The sequence below is a fragment of the Reinekea sp. G2M2-21 genome, assembly GCF_015687175.1.
Lineage (GTDB): Bacteria > Pseudomonadota > Gammaproteobacteria > Pseudomonadales > Natronospirillaceae > Reinekea.
Genome location: NZ_JADPQG010000007.1, coordinates 76,098 through 92,592 on the forward strand (window position 1 = coordinate 76,098; position 16,495 = coordinate 92,592).

Consider the following 16,495-nt stretch of genomic DNA (forward strand, 5'->3'; position numbering starts at 1 on the left):
CAAGCTGCCATTATCTCTCAAGGAGAAAAAAGCAGCTTGCCGCAAACAACATCGCCGCCGAGTAGTAGTTAAGTCTGATTAGCCGATTCAAGCAAATCACTTTCCTTTGGACGCACTTCTTGAAGGAATCTACTAACTCGCGAACGACCAAAAATGCGAATATCACATTCACCAGCAATAACAATCCTGTAACCCAAATAGACAAGAATCTATCCTAAAAATTATAAATAGTGCCAAAAACCCATCGCGACCAAATGCAGAATCGCCAGCATTTCCTTCTTTACTTCTGCAATATCATGTTAAATTATATGGCATATACTATTCAAGGCTTTTAACATGATTAAAATCCTTAGTTTTTCTGAATTTGTGGCAGAATCATTCGGTGTCGATGATCTTTCCATCTATGAGTCTCACGGCGAAATGGAGACTGTTTTAATCCTTGAACACCATGAAAATTCCTATGGCCAGTATGTTGTTGAGGAAATCGAAACAAATTTTCCTTCACTCAAGGACTATTTGGCAGTTTCAGATGAATGCGATGTCACGATTACTCGACCGTTAGAAGGTGCTCCTATGCATGGTCTTGCCGATTGGGTGGTGAAGGTGGAAACGCCCTATTCCATCTCAGAGTATGAAATCTCATTTTCTCGACCAGAAGAAGATGCCTTCTTCCTTACCGAGGAAGGTGGTAGTAGTGAAGCTGCTCAGTTTTGATGATTTTGTTAGAGCTAACGCCACTGGCCTGCTGAAAGGCATAGTCCGAAATCCTTCGGTATGTCCTGTTTGTAATGGGCAATGCACTCTCAACTCAAAAATTTCTCCGATAGATGAGCCCTGTAAGGCTTGCCTGGGATATGGCGTTGTCCTTCCCTACGACTTGACGCATGTCTGTCGAGAATGCAACGGATGGGAAGGCGAAACTGAGATTGGCAGTGAAAGGAACGAACCAAACGAATCCACAACAGTGCTGCGTTTGAACAAGTGCAATTCATGTCACGGCACGGTTATTCATCCCATCAGCGATGTCTACTTTTTCAATCGTTATGCTGCCTACTGTCACTATTTGGTCGGACAAACATCAGAGTTTTGTTGCATTAGCGGAAAGAAGGCTGCGAAGCACTTAGGGTTAAGCATCGAATCGGCCAATAACAGTCAGCAGTTTGAAGTCATAGTCAAACTGCGTGGCTTTTGTTTAAGTATTACGCCGGATTCAGCAGAAGGGTTGTACTCAAATCATTAATGGTAAATAGATACCGCCAAACCTAAAGGCGGTCTATTCCAACTATAAGAAATTACGGGATTCTTGTATGCGTTCTTTAGTATTGGCTGTACTACTTTTGACGACCGGCTCCGTGTTCGCGGAAATCAATAGGTTGGTTTCATTAACTGAATTGGGGTTGTTTAACAAGCTGCAACTTCAATGTGTTGAGCAAATCCAAGATGTTTTTAACCGGAATACCCACTATTACTGGATCGTCAATTCCGTAGCGGTCGATCAGAGCGACGAGGAGACCTGGATGTGCTCGATGCACATTTCAGCGATCCCTGCTGATCCTGAAACTCAATCCCCATTGCCAGATCAACTACTGCAGTTCCGACTATCCGCCTCTCAGTAACCTCTCTGTCTACCGAAGGTAATGGCTTTTTAGGCGCAGAATAATATGGCGCTTCGTCGTATATAAATGCCACGGCTTCGGTAGGACTTGCTTCCCGTATTGTATCTGCATTAACTCAACGGGAAATCGGTCATGTCTGCCTACACTGATATTCAACAATACTACCTTTACGAGAAAGACAGCAAAAAGCAGCTTTGGTTGGAAGGTCGCTGCCTCGAAGAGCACTCTTTTGTTGTTGGTAAGCGCTATGATCGAACAATCGAAGAAGGCGTTATGACTTTGACGTTGAGCGACGTAGGTCGATACGTGGTCAGCAAAAAGAAAGTTGGCGGCAAGGAAGTCCCTGTTCTGGATATTGTCAACAAGCAGTTGACCGAAGCCTTTGAAAACACGGTCGCCATCCAGATCGCTTACAAGGGCGATAGTATCACTGTCACCAAGTCGGAAGTCGATCGAAAGATAGAGCGTCGTGAGCGCTCTTTCATGGCAGCACTGAATTCTGGCCAACCTTTAAACTGGGGTTCGTTCTACCATGGCGCGGGCATCCTTGACGGCGGTTTGCATGAAGGTTTTGAACGTTCTGCATTGCCCGCACACGTCAGCCTTGCGGTTGAACTTGATCGACGCTACATGGACATTTCCTGCCGTAACAATACCTTTTGGGCACCCAATGCCGTTCGCATGAGCTCACCGATGGAGTTGCTTGCGTTCAACAGTTCTAAAAGCACACAGCTACATGGAATCTGCGCAGGGGTACCGTGCACGGCTGCCAGCAAGTCAGGCCGGTCGAAGCATAAAAGCATGTTCGAAGATGCTTCTTTACCAGAAGCCAACGAGAAAGCTGGCGCTCAAATTTTCTACTTTCTTGACGTCGTTAACCGTTGCAATCCAGCTCTGGCCATCGTTGAGAACGTTAACGAATGGTTTGCCTCTGCTTCATACATGATCGCTCGCACCGTCCTAAAAATGGCCGGTTATACGGTATACACCCGCACGGTTCGAGGCGCTGATTTTGGAGCTTTAGAAGATCGCGAGCGCACGATCATGCTCGCTATTTCCAGAGGCCTTGTCAAAAAAGTACCGTTTGACTTCGCGACGATGGTGCCGCGTATTGCTAAGCCAGCGAACTTGGCCGAGGTGCTGATTGATACCCCAGACGACTCAGATGCATGGAGCACCTGTGACTACCTGATTGAAAAGGAAAAAAGCGACATTGCCACCGGCAAAGGCTTCCGCCTTCAGTGGGTAGACCCGACCAGTGCGACAAAGGTTGGCACAATCGGGCGTGGATATCAAAAAAGGCGCTCTACCGAAGTACAGATCCGTCATGCTGCTAATCCAGACTTGGTTCGTCTTCTATGGCCGGTGGAGCATGCACGATGCAAAACTATCCCTGAGAGAGCAATCGCCGGTGTAGAAGGTTTGACACTCGCCCATCAGGTGCTTGGCCAAAGTGTCGTACGTGAATGGTTTGTGTCACTTGGTATCGCAATTGGCGAATGGGCAGATCAATTGAAGCTTGAATTTTACTCAGCTAAAAACGATGAAGTGCAATACAAACTAGCAATCTAAACCTATCGGTCAGGCGGGTCCACCCCGCCCTATTTATTTTCTCGGTTTAGATAGGCGCAAAGCTATAAGGCGCAGAAATGATTTTTAAGCGCTAGGGGGTATATCTGCTGCAATCAGCTATCTTAGCCTCAATTGAGTTGGAGGTGTTTATGCCCAAATTTGCAACGAACGATACAGCTAAAACGTATCAACGGCTTGAGGCTGAACTTGACTGGTGTACTGCGAGCGACCAAGAGCAGATCGATCAGATGAACACTATGCGTAGTGCTTTATCAAAAGTGCTAGGTTCAACCGTCATCATTGATTGGGAATTCACCGATCCGCGCACTGGAACTAAGGTTGTTGTAACAGCCAGTGAAAAACTCGAAATTTTAGATCGTCGTGTCGCTCGATTTGAGCGCTTGAAACGTAAGGTAGCTTAACATGCACACTTCAGCCCCCCGCTTAGAGCGCTTTGGGAAGAACCCTAAAGGCGGCCGCGATTTTGTCATTCCAGACCTTCATGGTGAACTTGAAATTTTCTTGGATGCCATGCGACATATTCAGCTTGATGAAGCCAAAGACCGTGTTTTTTTCCTGGGTGACCTAATTGATCGAGGGCCGCATTCTGTGGCTTGTTTACGATTACTGGAAAGAGACTGCTTTCGTAGCATTTTGGGTAACCATGAGGATATGTTTCTGGAGGCCTTAACGACAAGGGACTATGCCCATTGGTTTCAAAACGGCGGTACATGGGCGCGGGAGTACATTGTCGGCGAAGACAATAGAGGGCTCACTATCGCAAACGACGACTTATGGTACATAGCTCAGTTGGCTTGGGACCTGCCGCTTGGTATGACCGTTGAAGTTGGCGACCAAACCTTTGGTCTGATTCATGCCGATGCCTACGGCGACTTCGAAGACGCTTGCCGTAATGAAGAATCGGCGTTGTGGGGTCGCATGCGGAGTAAATTTAAGGATGACCGACCTGTAACCGGAGTCGATCATGTTTTCTGCGGCCACACCATCGTCGCGGCACCAGAGACCTTGGGTAATGTGACGTTTTTGGATCTGGGTGCCACCAAGAACAAGAAACTAACCATCGTGGATCTGAACGAAGTGGTTAGAAACGGCTTGGAAGCAGGTATAAGCACATACATTGGCAAACGTGAGGTAGCTAAATGAAGAATCAAGGTGGAATACAGTTAATTGAACTGTTATCTGGCCAGCTGTCCTACCAGTATGAAGCCAAGGAGCAGTTTCATCGCATTGGAAAGTCGTATTTTCGTGATTTGGCAAAACGTCTGAGTTTGTCGAAATCTGACTTTCGTTTATCCAGCAACAAAGCCGGTATCGCAGTTTCAGGTGAAATCACGTTGCACACAGACAAATTCTACCTTCAGTTATCTCAGTCGTATGTTTCGTATGGGAATAACCGGCATGACATACTTTTGCGAACCGTAAAGGACAGGAGCGACTACGCGGGAGGACCCAACTGTCACCTGCCTACGGTCTTGCTGGCTGATGCGGATAATTTGGCGCGATACATCGAGCACCACATTGACTTCCCACCAGCCAATACGACAGTTCCTAGTGAAGAGCAGGTTCGGTCCGATCTCGCCCATGCCCGGGCGAATGAGGTGCTGACTCCGGAATTGGAAGTTGTTCGGGATCAGTATGAGTATGGCGACATCGATCTGGAAGATTTCGAGGCGGCCGTTGCATTGGCTAAGAATAGCAATCCAGTGCAACTAAGTTTTTTCGCATAAGCGGTATACCCTACAAAGCCATAACCGAAGCCTAATTAGTTGTATAAATCTTGCGCATCCCCTACTTCAAAATGTGCAAGATCATGCTATACTATATTGGCATCATTCAAGAAGGTAACGCTAGATATGATTAACCCATATGATTATCGTGACTCAAAATGTACACCTGGAACAGCATGGTCAATGCTGTTCGGATTGTGCCTAACAGTCGGCGTCTTTTCATTTTTTTTGACTCTATAGTTGCACAGTGTCTGTGTTTTCTTCGGGCCATCTATGGCCCGTTTTTTTGCTTGCCGAAATGTGAGGCGCAAAACAATAGGGCGCTCTTATAGTAATTTAGGTATATGGAGATGGGCTTAAGTTATTGCTTTATAGTCTTCTCATCTTAATTAACTGTAGAGGTGTGGGGAAGATGAATGACCTTTTGACTCAACGGATAAATGCTCAGCTGGTTGCACATTTGGAAGAGTTAGAACAGATGGTTTCTGACTACAATGACCGTGAATGGGTTGCATCCGTATCGTGTCTGCCAGCGATTGAAGAATCAACAGTTGAAGCGGCTTGATATGCCGCTTTCCTTCCATAAATCAGAACGGTTGGTAGCATGACAACTACAGATTTCACGGTAACCGTCTTTAATGACCTGTTCCATCCGCTGGATGTTGCGTGCTTTGATAATCTGCATCATTTTCTCTTGCTCTAACGTGTCGGGGAAGGAATCGAATTTAAACAGTCCTTTTGCGCATAATTTTCTTTAACATAATCGTTAAAGTCGGTGATCGGCTCTAGATTAATGAGCTTATTGGCCTGCAGCGCACTTAACACTTCTTCAGGTGCCGAATATCTACCTGATTCCAGGTCAAAGTGTGCAATCACATCGGACGGATGAGCGAACCATAGTTTCGGTGACTTAAATTTGGTTTCTTCAAAATAAATGAAGTCTCGTTCAGTACCAGTGAACTCCAGGTACCCACAAGATCGAGGAGAATCACTGTCAAAATATATCGTACACGTATCGTAGTGACCCCATTTCGTAGGAAGCGTATATTCCTTCGGACGTACCGAGAAAGTACGCTTTTCCTGCATCCTCCGCGGAAATCGATAGCTAGCCTCTTCCGCTCCCATGATACTGACAGACAAATCACTCCACCGACCAGGTTCGCCCGTTTCATTAATGATTTGGCTTCCATACAGGAATACTCCGCCATCGTATTTTGCTTGACGCGTTAAGTCGTGTAATGACAGTGTGATTATCTGTTTTTCTGCTTTATGTGCATTAAGTCGCTGAAATCCCGCTTCACAGCCAAGTAAACTAGGCACGTCCACAAGACCGAAGGAAAATTCGCCATCTGCCGGTTTAGCTTGTTCGTTGCCGGCGAGAAATTGTTTTGCCATCTCAGGAATCTGCCAGCCGCAACCTTCAATATCCGCCAGAAGTTCCTTCTTAAAGCGAACGATGTTAGGAGATGTACTATCTTCAGCACAATGCCATAGATGCCACCCATCGTTCTCACTGATCGACAGCACCAGAGGTTGGTATGACGTTCCAAAGTCTCGGGAGCAGTGCACGACGTATTCATTTGACTTGCGTCGTGTTAGTTCGTCTATTGCCTGTTCTAAAGGCTTCCATTGGATTCGAACATTCTTTGGAGGGTTGACCAGGCTATCGAATCGGTCGACTGGGCATTGCGCTTGAGTGGCCTGCCTAAACAACTCTTGGCTTGAAAGCTCCCTGGGTGACAGTGCAAACCGCACTTTCTCTTCATCGCGGTCATTATGTGTAGTTATCGTACATATATATCTGTACCCAGCTCGTTGGGCATCCTTCAAAACGTCAAGATTCCGAGCTTTTAGAATTTTCATATGAACTCCTTTGCAATAACTTGCAAGATCATGTCATAATTAAATATAAATGCAAGATCGTGTCATATCAAGGGGAATATGCAACAAGGCGTAACGGGCATCCAGAATCGAGGGTTAATTTGGTCGTGGTTTCAGCACTATTTCTGTGGATTCGATTGATCAACTTGAATAGGAATTTCAGCATGTCACGGACTGCGACTAACTCTCTCATTGCTTTCACCCGCGGTATGGCTGTAATCGTGACAGTGGATGGTCAAATGAAGAAATCGATCCGAAATGGCAGTTCATCTTAGAAAAGATAATTGATACAAAAACCGTTTTACCCCAGCTGAATAAAACATTGGAGACTCGCAATGACATCAAAACGGAAAGACGGCGACTGTATCATTTTGTATTGGGATGAAATGCTCCCTGAATACGAGGTATTTAAAGGTCACGTTTCGAAAGAGCACGTACTGCCGATCATTATGTTTGAGCGAGATTTACCATTTCTGAAAAAGCACGATTTGGTTGAGATCAGCCATAAGTATGGCCGTTGGTCGATCGCACAAGACGAAATGGGCGACCCGATTCAGCGATTCAAAGAGTATGACGAGCCGGGGCGCGGTCGATTCAAAGCAACACTGGTCAAGTTGTCTGGTTATACATACGAAGAAGCAGTTCGCTATCACAATCGTAATGCATAGAAGACACGAATGGCTGAATTAATGCTATTTAAGCTGGATGCATCGTTGCGATAATAACTCAAATAACTGGGGATTCTATAGTGACTGAAATTTGCGACTGTATTCAAACCTACTCTATTGAGGAACATGGTAAAAATCACGTCATTTTCTATGGTCGTTGTCCTCACCGACATGGATTGAACTTGGCAACCTTGACAGAAATTGCTTGGAACTGCGAAGTCAAGAAACTAGAAGAGTGTTTGATTCGAGGTGCTATTGCCCTTGTTCCATTTTCCACCGTAAATTCTAGCCAATCAGATCCGCGCAAAATATGAAGTTTGAATGAGCTGATGTGGAATGATGTGTGAATATACGACATAAACAAAAGAATGCAGCCACCGACGGCACTTAGGGTCTAACTAGACTTCACGGTCATACATATCGATTATCTCTTAAAAAAGTCGATATACGGATGCCTGTTTTGGGCGCAAAAATAATGTGGCGCGACGCAGTAGTTAGACTACTTGAGGGCTTATGTGGTTTTTCCAGTATTATGACCTCAATAATTTGTCAGACTTTGCTCAGAGAGCATTATGTCAGAACATGAAAATTGTGTTATGCACATAGGTAGAACTATCTGCTAAAACTAAAACGAGGATCAAAATATGTCAGATAGCACAAAACATCAGTCGACCGCCTTTAAGTGCCCCGACTGTCTTGGCACGAAGTTCGCCCGAAAATATGCTGGATTTTTTGCTGAAGTAGACGAAAACGGCGATGACACTGCAGACAATTTCAGTGAACACGAAAGTTGTACCGAACTAACTGAAGAGGCAATTTGCCTTGGATGCGGTCATGAATTTGAATGGGAATCATGAAAGTTGTTCCCTGCCCGTGAGGTCCGATTCGCCTAAGTAGAATAACGGAATTACTTTTAGCTTCGCTAGCGAAGATAAGGCCGAAAGCGTAGCTATGCTTCTTAATTGTTTACTAAAATGAAAATGGTCTAAAAGCCACTTAAGGAATAAATAAATGGAAATCACCAGAACTCTATTTGATTTTGCAAAAGCACTACCCATTTGGTCGTGGTTAGTTATTGTACCCATTGCAGGTTTTTCGGTATTTAGCACAGTCATGATGGCAATTTACTTGAAAGATCTATACGACGTTAAAAGAGGACGTTGAATAATTGGTACCGCAGCAGTCAAATAAATGAGCTAGTAGCCTGGAGGAAAGGCCCAGAGTATCTTCTTTCTGAGCCACCTTTAACGGTGATGACCGCCAGCGGTAAGCAGTCTTGGTCTTTAACCGATTGCGATGTCATGGAACCAATCCCATAAAAATTTAAATATTAATGGAATGCACCAATGGCTACAGTTAAAAAGACACCTTTAGATCTGTCACCTTATCAAATCCGCAAAGGATTAAAAGTGACACAAGTCGTCACAGAATTTGCTAGCGGCCGGCAAAGCTGTTGCATTGAATATGATGCCGGAAATTTCATTTTCTCAGTTCATGAGCAACCGGGAGAATTCTCTGTTTGTGTTCACAGCACTGAGGTTATCTGCGTAAGTACCTTTGAGGCGGCCGACTACATTGCGACCAAGCTTGCCGAGCACCAGTCCTATCCATGCCCAGACACTAACAACACGTTCAATTTTGGGACGGTAAAAGAGCGCGCGGTAGTTCTCTCTGCATTCGCGGCGCATCCTGAAGCAGAAGAAGCATAGATTTGGGGATGCTAGGAATTTTGGGAAGATTCATAATTTCGGTAGTAAATTTCGCATAGATCATACAAGGCTGGTTTTGATAGTGTGTCTACGAGGCGCAGAATCAATTTGGCGCAACGAAGCCGATGGACGCGGTGACCCTTGCCGGATGAGGTATCGATATACTTTGCCTATTCTTTGATTGAACGGGTACGGTACTCATGTACAACCACAAGAACAACTTCGGTTGGCCAGAGATGGTCGGTAAGTATGAGTCGATGAACAACGGGAATGAGTTCGGGATATCGTATTTTATTACTCTCCCCTGTCAGACCGAGGCACTCAACTTTACGAAGCGCCCTATCCACAATAAACTTGACTATCCCATGAATGCGGGTACCGCTACCATGGAGGCTTACGGTGAAAACAAGACGTGGAACTGGAGCGGTGATGAACAATTTAAGGCTGTTTTTGAAATAGCACGATGCTTTTTGGCAGAGCGCGCTGAGGCTACTGAGCAGTCAATGGAAAAAATGCTGACTGATACACCTTGGCAAGAAAACGGCGCTTTATCTTTTGGCGTGTACTCCATTGATTGCAAGATTTATGACGACCGTTTTCTGAACGCTTATTTGGAACTCTCTGATCTATTAAGCCCAAGCTTTGATGAAGCCGCGCTTACACTGACTTTTTATAATGACGGTGGCTATGAACGCTGGGTGATGAACGAGCGTCGATTGTACGTGCGTAGCCTTGCTGAATTTAAAGAAGCACTTTTGTCTTACGCGAAGGAATTTGCCCCAGCTACCCAGGCGGCGGCTTAGCGCCCTGCCCTCTCATAAAAAGGTATTTATATGTCAGTAATGTCTTTTCCTGATCGTGGTCCATGGGGTAACTCACGATACCGCGGCAACTGCAGCGGCTATTTTTATCAGCAGCTTTTTACTCAGCTAAACGCGAAGTCATTCTGTGATCCGATGATCGGCAGCGGCACTTCGATTGAAGTGGCGAAAGAAATGGGCCTCGAGTCCGTTCACGGCTTGGACTTACACAGTGGGTTTAATGCAATTCGGGATTCGATATTATCAGCCATTGGTGGTTTGCCGGTGGACTTGTGTTTCTCACATCCGCCGTACCATACCGTACTACCGTATAGCGGACCTGGTGGCATGTGGGGTACCGACCAGGCGCCTCACATCGATGATTTGTCGGCCTGTCCTAACGTCGACGATTTCTATGACAAAATGGTTCTTGTTCTGGTTAATCAGCGCGAGGCTACCAAAGCCGGTGGACACTACGGTACATTGATCGCTGACCAGCGGAAGAACGGTCAGTATCATTCTTTTCAGGCAGAACTGATTGCACGAATGCCACGGGATGAACTTAAAGCCGTGCTCATTAAACTGCAGCATAATACGATGTCCGGGTTAAAGACTTACTCCCGTATGAAGTACCCGTGTATTGAACACGAGTACGCCATTTTATGGCAGAAACCGGAGCGCGGTATTTACTTATTGCCGGTGATGGCCAAGCAAGCCTATGATCGAGTGAAGTCTGCCTGGAAAGTCATTGTCCGGAGTGCTCTGATGATGCTTGGCGGTAAAGCCTCACTCAAAGAAATCTACGCCTATGTTTCGAATTCTCACCCTGATCGCGTGGACGCCAATCCAAACTATGAGGCGAAGATTCGACAAGTGCTGCAACTAACGGAGTGGTTTGATAGCTCTGAACGTGGAGTATGGCAACTGGCTGCATAATGCAGCCACCTTGTGCGGTTTAGGCGCATAGCAATACGGCGCTCGGTAGCCAATTAAAAGTGTGAGAGTATTTGTGATTGAATTCGGTATAGTGCTTTCGTAGTTTTCATGAACACTTGGAGAATTAGAATGAGTCAGGACAATGAATGGCAGTCATTTTTCGTATGGCTATACAGCCATATTCTGGGAGCTCTATTGATCTGTTTCTATGTAAATAGAGCAATCTGGTTGGAAGACAATTGGTCCGCAATTGTCGGCGAAATGTACATAATTGAAAAAATTGTGAGTGTTGTTGGCTTCTTAGTTTTCGTGCCAATTTCCTTTGTTTTTATTAGATTGGTCGCCGAGTGGCTAGCATATCTATCTGCGAATAAGTTTAAAAGTACTAATTAGAAGAAATCGATACTCTCTGGCAATGATTCCGTAAGGGGGGCTTTAACATGCCATCTTTCCAAGCTCGCGTAAAAATTTGGCTCTCGAAGTGTTTTACTCACGATATCGCCACAGACGTTTCTGAGAGAAATCATCGGTTTATTGAGGAAGCTCTAGAGTTGGTCCAATCTACCGGTTGCACTGCAGATGAAGCTCACAAGTTAGTTGATTATGTCTTTTCCCGACCGATCGGCGAGACAAGGCAAGAAGTTGGTGGTGTCGCCGTGACTTTTTCAGCACTTTGCTCCGCATTAGGCATAAGCCAAGCAATGGCGGCTGAAGAAGAACTAAAACGAATTTCAGAACCAGACATCATGGCTAAGGTCAGGGAAAAGCACAAGAGAAAACCTGCGCTTTCACCACTACCTGGCTTATATCCAGATTGAAATCTTTTTGAGGTTCATTGGCTCGTTATGGAGTTATTCATGTTTAAGAAAATTTATTATCGTATTTTGCGTGACTATACCGCGGTTAAAGTTCTGGCTGCTTTAGTTAGCTCTCCTCAACGATATGAGTACGTCGCCAAAAAAGTTGAATTATGTGAATTAAGCAACGAACAGGCTACTGAAAAGAACATCAACAAGTCGATTCGGATGGCTAACCAATTTGTCGACGATCTTATGAAAAACCATAAGTAGAGACTAGAAGGACGTATTATGCACCCTAGCGAATACAAAACCATGTCTGGCCTAAAGAATAAAGCGGTTAAAGTTCTTGAGTCCATGAACAAATTGGAAAAGCGAAAGTTCGACGGTCTAAGTGCAGCCTACTGGGTTCAGAACGCCCTATACACTGCGGAACATAGATTCAATGACCGAGAGGCGATTGCATCTTTGGTCAGAAAGTATTCAAAATCACGGAGGCAGGACCTCGCCGGTGGAGATTCATTTTTCGGCGGAGAGCTTCCAAAACGAGATTACTGCGAAGGCGATACCATTCCAGGTGTCGGTATCATTAACGAAATTTACGGTGATCAATTCAAAGTGGGTGGCCAGTGGTTCCACAAGAGATGCTTTGAAAGCCAGGTGACTACTTTCCATGGGGTAACGACATGACAGTTACTAAAGCCTCTTTGATGGTTAACTCACGCGCCGGCTATTCCCGGCGATTTTTTTGTCGGAGCACAATATAGTTGTAAACAATCAGCCTTCCAAGTTATTGAATTTACTTACGCCCCTTTTATTGCAGATAAAATAAAGTTGTTAACTTTCGGTGTTTTGAAGCGAATCTGAACAATGATGTTTGGCGAAACGTGACAAAAAAGTTGTTAATAAATCTGGCTGGAGGTCGCCTATCTAGGTTTGGACAGTCTAGTTTAGCTAAATTAACCTCATATTTTGTTAACAACTTTATTAGAATGTTAACGACTTAATTGTTCACCACCATTTTTTCGTTCCAAATCTAGACTCTCCCAAATACATTATTTGGATCATATACCACGCTTTGCAATGGTTTTGACTGTATGTCATGCGCAAAATCCGCAGCGACTAAATAGGCCAATGGTTTCTTCGCTTTTGGGAAGACGGTTGGATCGAAATTTTCAGCGGCCTTATAAAAGACTTTTTGAGCATCTTCTGGTGTCGTAATGTGCGGATCAATGCGACAATTGTTTGGGCTATCGGCTTGGTAATGCACCCGGCAAACCAATGGGCGAACTGGATAGATTGAACATGAGGTACCCATTAGAAACGGGCAGGCGTACTTATTCTCTCTGAATATGTGCTCCACATTCCTAATCTCTTCAAATGTCAGAGGACTACTCCTATTTGCAGGTCGTGTATTCCGGTTGAATCGATTAAACCACTGTTTGATATTGCGGGCTAACTGTTTCTTTTGAGCGGCAGTGAAAACCTTTGCAAGGTATTTAAAAATCGCTGGTTCTTCCCAGGTGAATACATCCACAATCTGATGACAACAAGCATTGCACCCCTTCTGGCAAACTTTTTTGATATTTGCTATTTCCGCGTCTGCCTGGCTATGGGCGATTACCGAAACAGCCATTACCTTTGCGATCAATTTATATTGTTCTGTCACTACATTGCCTTCCTTTTTTCAGTCAACTAGTTTTACTGGCTTCATAATAGCTCGGGAATAAGTATTTCGAAAACCGCATTGCTGATAATTTTTCGGGAAGTGTCACTGAGTCTTTAGGCGCACAGCAATATGGCGCATGGCAGTAGATTATGTTGAGAGGTTAGTTTGTGACGGAAGTGAATATTGTTGGTTCAATTCAAGCATATTCCAAAAGGTACAGACATGACTGCAACCGCTATCGAACTCTCTGAACGTCTTCAAACCGTTTCACTTCGAGAAGGTTTCGAAATCCTGACTGCTGGCCAGCTGGGCATTGCCGAAGAAGATATGGACAAATACAAAGTTGAAGCGTGCTATGTGTCTGCACGGGTTCGTGATGGCAACGGTAAAGTAGTAACTTGTAGTCACCGTAAAGTGCCAATTGCATTTTTGGGAAAAGGTCAGAAAGACATTCTGAACAGCGGATATTTCCAAACAGTTGAGGAGTTAGTTGAGTTTGTATCCGGCCGTCTTAAAAATCGTATTTCCAATTGCAAGTCTGATGAGTTGTACAAAGAAAGGCGAAAGGCGGAAGCACAGAAGCTATTCGAAGAAACCGAACCGGGTGACATTTTTTACACCATATACGGGTATGAGCAAACCAATGTCGATTATTACCAAGTAATCGGCAAAAGAGGGAAAGCCACCCTTGTTTTCCGCGAGCTCAACCAAGAGCGCAATTATACCCAGGACATGAGTGGCGATTGTACCCCGGTACCGGATAGCTTTATGAACGACAAACAGATTGAGTGTCGTATCGGCAATGGCGTCACTATCGAGAAGCAAAACGCTTCCCCTCTGTCTTACCACACGGTTATGGATGGTGCTGTTCGTATTTACGATTCTAAGTATTTCTCAACCTATGCTTAGCCCAAAATTGTCTGCCACCAGCAGTTTGAGGTGGTCGACAATTTTCTCTGTCAAGAGCGATCGGTTTTGAGATTTTTAGGCGCATAAGCAATAAGGCGGGACGCAGTGGGCAAACAGTGTGGCGGCAATGAGAGTTGTTTTCCTTAGCATAGCCTTATCAATCAATCACGCCTTAGGAGGCTTTATGGAAGGTTCCGGAATAATCACACCTGAACAACGTCAAGCGCTTGCTCAGTTACAGCTGAAAGTTGACGCGCTTGCGGGTGAACCCACTGAAAAGCAGCGTGAAAAGCTTCGCTCTTGGGTCGATGCGAATATCGCACCTGCGTACCTTTGCCATGCGGCTGAGATTCTGTTGGAAGTGGATCAGCAGCTATATACCGACACCCGTATGCGTATGGGTGAAATGGGTTATTGATTTTATTGGTGACTCTCCATTTGCCGTCTTAACAGGCGGCTATTTTTTAAACAGTTCTCAAGCGGATTGGGGCATTGGTGCCGACGGTACCGGGCAGAATTGGTTAGGGAAGGTCATTCAAAGTGAGTTTGACACCCGAATCTCTGGAGCATAAGCGCTGTGGCGATGCTGCGAGATTAGAGCAGTTAAGGTGACGGCTTGGAAATTCTTTATATTTGATCCATTATCTAATAAAAGAGAGACTATCAAATGAGCACCAAAGCGTTTATATATCTTGTTCATGATTACCAATTTGACCGTGATTTGAATGATTGTCTTGAGAACTCAGGGCTGACGCCGGTGGATGTGACTGCGTTCTGGCAAGAAAACGATGTCATGGCAATTCTATTGGCCATGGTGACCGCGGCATCGCTGGCAAATCAGGAACAAACAAACGTATTACCGGTTTTCAAATACCGCGATGAGGCACTGCAACTTTTTGAATTTTACAACCGGTATGCCAATGGTGGCTCAGACTGGGCGTACAACGCAGCCGTCAGCAACGAGGCTACCATTGCGAAGAAGTTTTTGGCATTGAAGCGCCAGGCTAAAAGTAAAGTTCTTCAATTTGGCTTTGACGAAGAGGCGTTGAAAGCTGCCGAGGATTTCGACACTTATCAAGTTCTGTTTCAAAACGAGAGTGTTCGCAATTTGACAGCCCGTTGCTTGCGCAATGACTACTTAGGCAATGCTTTGAATCGTGAACTGATCAGCGGCTTTAAACCACGCGTTGATAAGCAAGCCGCCAAAGTTTGAAATAACATACAAGTTAATATAAGGACTCCTGTGATGTGTGATTTTCTAGAAAACGGATTTATGTGCCGAGGTGACGGTTTTACCCAAGAAGTGGGCGAGCCATACAACATCAATGATATCGTGGATCCATGCCCTAAGTGCAACACCAAGCTTTTTTTAGAAGAGGCTAAAATCACGTCTGAGGTTTTGGCGAAGGACTGTTCTGGGAAAACCGGTGATAAAGCCTGGTTAGCCTCAATTCAAAAGGCTAAGCAATTTCTCACTGAGGCTGAATTAACCGCCCTGCTTCAGTCAATTGGTGTGGTCAACGCTCTATCTATGGTAGATGGCAAAGCCGTAGTTAAGCCTTTTAACTACTTAAAGCCAACTTCAACACTCTATACAAGGCCGTAAATGATGCTTTTACGAGCTTATTGCGTTTTTCTTGATGCAGTTTGCGTAGGTCCTTTATAAGCAACGGCTTAACCTTTGGTTTTGACACAATGCTTGGTAACTAGGTGACGACATGACAATAGCTAATTTGGAACTCCCGAATTTGAAGTAACTCCGAAAAGAGTCCGGCAAGTTGCAACAAGACTAGGCTGATCTGTCGGGTGTCGCTGTTAGGACGATTCAATCGATTGCAGCCAGTGGATCCGTGCAAGCTAAAAACGCTGAAGCCCTTGCTGACAGTCTTCATGTCGTTGTACAAAAGCTTTCAGCCCAATCAGAGCAAAATTGCGATGCAATTTTTCGGTTTTCTTGTACTGGGCTAGCCAGGGTAAACAATCATTCTCGCTTTAATGCGTATGGGGTATGGCAGCGTGATTGCCATCGGTCATGACGACACATCCGAACTGTGCGTACTGGATAAAGATTTAGCCACATCAATTTGATAGGTGTCGGTGAGCATTTTAGTCGCAAAACAATAGGGCGCTATTCAGCATTCCAAAGCCAGGAATTTAAGTGAGTTTCAAATCCTTACTTTATACGCTTAG

General features: G+C 44.9%; 23 protein-coding genes. 21 read left to right on the top strand and 2 right to left on the bottom strand.

Annotated elements, in window-relative coordinates; all coding sequences use genetic code 11:
* The first annotated feature begins 336 nt into the window (after positions 1-336).
* The 8 genes from IYN85_RS20680 (at position 337) to IYN85_RS20715 (ending at position 5,501) form a co-directional block, all read left to right on the top strand.
* Positions 337-714 carry a hypothetical protein gene (locus IYN85_RS20680; protein WP_196160857.1) on the top strand — a complete coding sequence of 126 codons (378 nt, stop codon included), beginning with the start codon at positions 337-339 and terminating at the stop codon, positions 712-714.
* Positions 695-1,240, top strand: coding sequence for a hypothetical protein (locus IYN85_RS20685; RefSeq protein ID WP_196160858.1), 546 nt, complete (start codon positions 695-697; stop codon positions 1,238-1,240). The genes IYN85_RS20680 and IYN85_RS20685 overlap by 20 nt, the downstream gene beginning before the upstream one ends.
* Before the next feature lie 67 nt (positions 1,241-1,307).
* Positions 1,308-1,616 (top strand): hypothetical protein, encoded by a 309-nt coding sequence (locus tag IYN85_RS20690; protein WP_196160859.1) that lies wholly within the window; start codon positions 1,308-1,310, stop codon positions 1,614-1,616.
* 132 nt (positions 1,617-1,748) lie between these two features.
* On the top strand, positions 1,749-3,188 hold the full coding sequence (locus tag IYN85_RS20695) for a DNA cytosine methyltransferase (RefSeq protein ID WP_196160860.1): 1,440 nt from the start codon (positions 1,749-1,751) through the stop codon (positions 3,186-3,188).
* Positions 3,189-3,337: 149 nt separating this feature from the next.
* Positions 3,338-3,610 carry a hypothetical protein gene (locus tag IYN85_RS20700; RefSeq protein ID WP_196160861.1) on the top strand — a complete coding sequence of 91 codons (273 nt, stop codon included), beginning with the start codon at positions 3,338-3,340 and terminating at the stop codon, positions 3,608-3,610.
* A gap of 1 nt (position 3,611) precedes the next feature.
* On the top strand, positions 3,612-4,352 hold the full coding sequence (locus IYN85_RS20705) for a metallophosphoesterase (RefSeq protein WP_196160862.1): 741 nt from the start codon (positions 3,612-3,614) through the stop codon (positions 4,350-4,352).
* On the top strand, positions 4,349-4,936 hold the full coding sequence (locus IYN85_RS20710) for a hypothetical protein (protein WP_196160863.1): 588 nt from the start codon (positions 4,349-4,351) through the stop codon (positions 4,934-4,936). Before IYN85_RS20705 ends, IYN85_RS20710 begins: the two co-directional genes overlap by 4 nt.
* 412 nt (positions 4,937-5,348) lie before the next feature.
* On the top strand, positions 5,349-5,501 hold the full coding sequence (locus IYN85_RS20715; RefSeq protein ID WP_196160864.1) for a hypothetical protein: 153 nt from the start codon (positions 5,349-5,351) through the stop codon (positions 5,499-5,501).
* Between the two features lie 134 nt (positions 5,502-5,635).
* Here the strand turns inward: IYN85_RS20715 and IYN85_RS20720 are convergent, their stop codons facing one another.
* Positions 5,636-6,799 carry a hypothetical protein gene (locus IYN85_RS20720; RefSeq protein WP_196160865.1) on the bottom strand — a complete coding sequence of 388 codons (1,164 nt, stop codon included), beginning with the start codon at positions 6,797-6,799 and terminating at the stop codon, positions 5,636-5,638.
* A gap of 353 nt (positions 6,800-7,152) precedes the next feature.
* On the opposite strand from IYN85_RS20720, the gene IYN85_RS20725 reads away from it, so the two are divergent.
* The 8 genes from IYN85_RS20725 (at position 7,153) to IYN85_RS20760 (ending at position 12,417) form a co-directional block, all read left to right on the top strand.
* The gene (locus IYN85_RS20725) at positions 7,153-7,485 is read left to right on the top strand and encodes a hypothetical protein (RefSeq protein ID WP_196160866.1); all 333 of its coding nucleotides are present in this window, start codon (positions 7,153-7,155) and stop codon (positions 7,483-7,485) included.
* A 1,011-nt stretch (positions 7,486-8,496) separates the two neighbouring features.
* The gene (locus IYN85_RS20730) at positions 8,497-8,649 is read left to right on the top strand and encodes a hypothetical protein (RefSeq protein WP_196160867.1); all 153 of its coding nucleotides are present in this window, start codon (positions 8,497-8,499) and stop codon (positions 8,647-8,649) included.
* 182 nt (positions 8,650-8,831) lie between these two features.
* Positions 8,832-9,194, top strand: coding sequence for a hypothetical protein (locus IYN85_RS20735; protein WP_196160868.1), 363 nt, complete (start codon positions 8,832-8,834; stop codon positions 9,192-9,194).
* A gap of 200 nt (positions 9,195-9,394) precedes the next feature.
* Entirely contained in the window at positions 9,395-9,997 is a 603-nt protein-coding gene (locus tag IYN85_RS20740) for a hypothetical protein (RefSeq protein ID WP_196160869.1), read from the top strand.
* A 30-nt stretch (positions 9,998-10,027) separates the two neighbouring features.
* The gene (locus IYN85_RS20745) at positions 10,028-10,930 is read left to right on the top strand and encodes a hypothetical protein (protein WP_196160870.1); all 903 of its coding nucleotides are present in this window, start codon (positions 10,028-10,030) and stop codon (positions 10,928-10,930) included.
* A 440-nt stretch (positions 10,931-11,370) separates the two neighbouring features.
* Complete coding sequence (locus IYN85_RS20750) at positions 11,371-11,748, top strand: hypothetical protein (RefSeq protein WP_196160871.1); 378 nt, start codon at positions 11,371-11,373, stop codon at positions 11,746-11,748.
* A gap of 39 nt (positions 11,749-11,787) precedes the next feature.
* Positions 11,788-12,000 (top strand): hypothetical protein, encoded by a 213-nt coding sequence (locus tag IYN85_RS20755; protein ID WP_196160872.1) that lies wholly within the window; start codon positions 11,788-11,790, stop codon positions 11,998-12,000.
* Between the two features lie 18 nt (positions 12,001-12,018).
* Entirely contained in the window at positions 12,019-12,417 is a 399-nt protein-coding gene (locus IYN85_RS20760; protein WP_196160873.1) for a hypothetical protein, read from the top strand.
* A 346-nt stretch (positions 12,418-12,763) separates the two neighbouring features.
* Here the strand turns inward: IYN85_RS20760 and IYN85_RS20765 are convergent, their stop codons facing one another.
* A complete protein-coding gene (locus IYN85_RS20765; RefSeq protein WP_196160874.1) occupies positions 12,764-13,396 on the bottom strand; it encodes a YkgJ family cysteine cluster protein in 633 nt (210 codons plus the stop codon).
* Positions 13,397-13,618: 222 nt separating this feature from the next.
* Between IYN85_RS20765 and IYN85_RS20770 the strand changes: the two genes are divergently transcribed.
* From IYN85_RS20770 to IYN85_RS20790, 5 genes are all read left to right on the top strand, one after another.
* Positions 13,619-14,305, top strand: a complete 687-nt coding sequence (locus IYN85_RS20770; RefSeq protein ID WP_196160875.1) for a hypothetical protein — start codon at positions 13,619-13,621, stop codon at positions 14,303-14,305.
* Between the two features lie 184 nt (positions 14,306-14,489).
* Entirely contained in the window at positions 14,490-14,723 is a 234-nt protein-coding gene (locus tag IYN85_RS20775) for a hypothetical protein (RefSeq protein WP_196160876.1), read from the top strand.
* The gene (locus tag IYN85_RS20780; protein WP_196160877.1) at positions 14,707-14,877 is read left to right on the top strand and encodes a hypothetical protein; all 171 of its coding nucleotides are present in this window, start codon (positions 14,707-14,709) and stop codon (positions 14,875-14,877) included. The genes IYN85_RS20775 and IYN85_RS20780 overlap by 17 nt, the downstream gene beginning before the upstream one ends.
* Positions 14,878-14,972: 95 nt before the next feature.
* Complete coding sequence (locus IYN85_RS20785; RefSeq protein WP_196160878.1) at positions 14,973-15,518, top strand: hypothetical protein; 546 nt, start codon at positions 14,973-14,975, stop codon at positions 15,516-15,518.
* Between the two features lie 33 nt (positions 15,519-15,551).
* Positions 15,552-15,911 (top strand): hypothetical protein, encoded by a 360-nt coding sequence (locus IYN85_RS20790; RefSeq protein ID WP_196160879.1) that lies wholly within the window; start codon positions 15,552-15,554, stop codon positions 15,909-15,911.
* Positions 15,912-16,495 lie beyond the last annotated feature (584 nt).